At 57.5% G+C, this 3,472-nt stretch carries 3 protein-coding genes; 1 reads left to right on the top strand and 2 read right to left on the bottom strand.

All coding sequences use genetic code 11. The annotated features are described in order from the left end of the window. On the bottom strand, positions 1 to 898 hold an 898-nt coding region (locus Q5H33_RS08220), incomplete at its 3' end, for an ABC-F family ATP-binding cassette domain-containing protein (RefSeq protein WP_302423972.1). Between the two features lie 106 nt (positions 899 to 1,004). Further along, positions 1,005 to 1,745 carry a type 1 glutamine amidotransferase gene (locus tag Q5H33_RS08215; RefSeq protein ID WP_302423970.1) on the bottom strand — a complete coding sequence of 247 codons (741 nt, stop codon included), beginning with the start codon at positions 1,743 to 1,745 and terminating at the stop codon, positions 1,005 to 1,007. Positions 1,746 to 1,859: 114 nt separating this feature from the next. On the opposite strand from Q5H33_RS08215, the gene cysS reads away from it, so the two are divergent. Further along, positions 1,860 to 3,472 (top strand): cysteine--tRNA ligase (gene cysS, locus Q5H33_RS08210; RefSeq protein WP_302423968.1); only part of this gene is annotated, 1,613 nt, incomplete at its 3' end.

The raw sequence follows: 3,472 nt of genomic DNA, 5'->3' as shown, positions 1-3,472 counted from the left end.
CATGTTCGAAAATCTGCGTCACGTCGATCAGGTCAACCACCTGCTTGCCCAAGCGGGATGTGGCCATTTGCTTCAATTCCAGCGTATTGCGCACCGGAGGCACGTCGGCGATGAGCTCACGCGCGGCCTTCACATGGAATTTCTGCTTGGTGGAACGGGCGCGGGCACCGCGGGTAAGCCAGGCAAGTTCCTTACGAGCCAGATTGCGACGTTTCGTTTCACGCACGTCGGCTTGGCGATCGCGTTCCACGCGCTGCAGCATGTATGCGGAATAGCCGCCTTCAAACGGCTCGATTTCGCCGTCATGCACCTCCCACATGGATTCGCACACTTCGTCGAGGAACCAACGGTCATGGGTGACGAGCAGCAGCGCGCCGGATCCGGCCGGCCAACGGTTCTTCAAATGTTCCGCCAGCCAGTGAATGGTCACCACATCCAAATGGTTTGTAGGCTCGTCGAGTGCGAGAATATCCCAATCCTTGAGCAACAGGCGTGCCAAATCGGCGCGGCGACGCTGACCGCCGGAAAGCGAACCGATTTTCGCTTCCAAGCTGATGCCGCCAAGCAATGCTTCGACGATTTCGCGCGACTTGGTTTCCGCAGCCCATTCGTAGTCTTCACGGCCTTCGAGCGCAGCTTCGCGCACGGTGGCGTTGTCGTCGAGCGGGTCACGCTGGTCGAGCATGCCGAACGTAAGCCCGCCGCGAATGGTCACGCGACCGGAATCCGGCTCCTGCGTGCCTTTGAACAAATGCAGCAACGTGGACTTGCCGTCGCCGTTCTTACCGACGATGCCGATGCGGTCGCCTTCAAAAACACCCTGCGTTACATCGTTGAAAATATTCTTGGTCGCAAAAGCAAGCGAAACGTGTTCAAGTCCCAAATCATAAGTCGGCATAAGTCACCAATGTAGCGGGAACATCTCCCAAACCTGCAGGCAATGCCGCAACTTGCGAATCGCCACCAGCGCTACGCAGCAATCGGAACCGCACACAACTCGGCGATCAGCCCTGCTGCGCCTGAGCCAAATTCTGCCCATACGAATTACAACGAGCGGCAAAACTCGAAAACACCTGATCCGCAAGCGGCTGCAACTGCGGATTATATTCGGCGAACGCCTCGCGCAACTGCGATTTCGACCCGCCGGCAGCCTTGAGATCCTTGATCATGCTTGACTCGTCAAGCCACTCCTCCAACAGAGTAGGGGTAACCTCCAAGTGGAACTGCATGCCCAGAGCGGAACCAAAACGGAACGCCTGCACCTTGGTCTTCGCGGATCGTGCCAATGGCTGCGCGCCCTCCGGCAACGACACCACGTCGTTATGCCAGTGCAGCACATCCACGGTTTTGTTCCACATCGAGAAATAATCATGCTTGTCGATGCATTTAATCGGCGCAAAACCGATTTCCGGAGCATCTCCCGACTTCAGCTTCGCCCCCAGCGCGGTGGCGATGATCTGATGTCCCAGGCACACGCCCAACACCGGCTTGCCAACGCTGACCGCAGCCCGCGCAAGCTTGGCCTCGGCCTTTAATCCCGGATACTTGTCGTAGTCGAGCGCACCCATCGGGCCGCCCATGATCACCACGCCGGAAACCTCGCCAAAATCAGGCAAATCCGGTTTCTTCTGCTTGGCGACATTGATGATTTGATACTGCAGTCCCAAATCATCCAGACTGTCTAAAATGCGTCCCGGTCTCTCCCACGGAACGTGTTGCAAAATCAGCACCTGCGATCGCGTCATACATTCTATTGTTGCATCACCTACGTAAACGATGTTCACAAATCCAACAAAAACCGTTTTGCCGTTCATTTTCATCTCGCATGCATGTCCGATTCTGGCAATACTCTCGTGGTTATGACGAACACGCAAGAACCGCAGAATATCAACATTTCTAGCGTCGCAACCGCAGTTGACGCAGTGGCGAGCGCCGCTGCCGATCTGAAGCTGTACGACACCGCATCGCACGCCGTGTCGAATTTCACGCCGATCAAGCCTGGTCAGGTCGGCATGTACGTGTGTGGCGCCACCGTGCAAAGTTCGCCGCATATCGGCCATATTCGTGCGGCTGTCGCGTTTGACGTGGTGCGTCGCTGGTTCGAGCGTTTGGGCTACAAAGTCACGTTCGTGCGCAATGTCACCGATATCGACGACAAGATTCTCGATAAGGCTGCGGCCGCCGGTCAGCAGTGGTGGGAGCGCGCGTACATTTACGAGCGTGAATTCACTGAGGCTTACAACACGTTGGGTGTTGAGCCGCCTACGTATGAGCCGCGTGCGACCGGCCACATGATCGACATGATCGATCTGATCAAGCAGATCATCGACAACGGCCACGGCTACGTGGTGACTGACGAGAACGGCAATCCGACCGGCAATGTGTATTTCGACGTTGCCAGCTGGCCGCACTATGGCGAGTTGACGCATCAGAAGCAGACCGCTGTGGCCGATGCCGCTTCCGAGGTGGCCGATGCCATGGGTCCGTCTGTCGACAATACGGGCAACGACAAGTACAACCCGGTTGATCCTGCGGACATGTCGGAAGACAAGCATGATCCGCGTGATTTCGCATTGTGGAAGGCTCCGAAGGATTCCGATCCGCTTGACGCGCGTTGGAATACTCCGTTCGGCACGGGTCGCCCGGGTTGGCATATTGAATGCTCGGCGATGAGCCACCGCTATTTGAAGGATATGTTCGACATTCATGGCGGCGGGCTGGACTTGCGTTTCCCGCACCATGAGAACGAAATGGCGCAGACTCGTGCCGCCGGTTACGATTCGGCGGCTCGTTGGATGCATTCCGCATGGGTTACCGCCAAGGGTGAGAAGATGTCGAAGTCGCTGGGCAACGGCTTGTCCGTGCCGGCGGTTTTGGCGGAAAATTCCGCTTGGGTGGTGCGTTACGCGCTTGGTTCCGTGCAGTATCGTTCCATGTTGGAATGGTCGGATCAGACGTTGACCGAGGCTCAGTCCGCGTACGATCGTGTGTCGAATTTCATCGAACGTGCCGGTGCCGCCGTTGGCGGGCAGCCGTCCCGTGAGGAGATCGTTTCGGTTTCCGCCGATGAGCTGCCGGCTGATTTCGTCGCCGCAATGAATGACGATATTAATGTTTCCGGCGCCTCCGCTGCGATTTTCACGGCGATTCGTTCTGGCAACACGTTGCTTTCGAAGCTTGCCGATCGTGTTGATTCGGATGTTGCGAAGGATGAAGTTCGCGCTGTTTTGGTGAATGTGCGTGCGATGCTCGATACGCTTGGTTTGGATCCGTTGGCGGAACCGTGGGTAAGCGAGGGTGCGGCCGGCGGCGCCGCCGGAGCCGGTGCCGATTCCGCTGAGCATACTGCGCTTGACCGTTTGGTTTCCGAACAGTTGGAGGAGCGTGCCGAAGCCCGCAAGGCCAAGGATTTCGCCCGCGCCGACGCCATTCGTGATGCCTTGGGCGCAGCCGGAATCGCCATCGAAGACAC

Source organism: uncultured Bifidobacterium sp., assembly GCF_959020145.1.
Classification (GTDB): domain Bacteria; phylum Actinomycetota; class Actinomycetes; order Actinomycetales; family Bifidobacteriaceae; genus Bifidobacterium.
The sequence above is the reverse complement of the archived record's forward strand: the minus strand, read 5'-3'. Positions and strand labels throughout refer to the sequence as shown.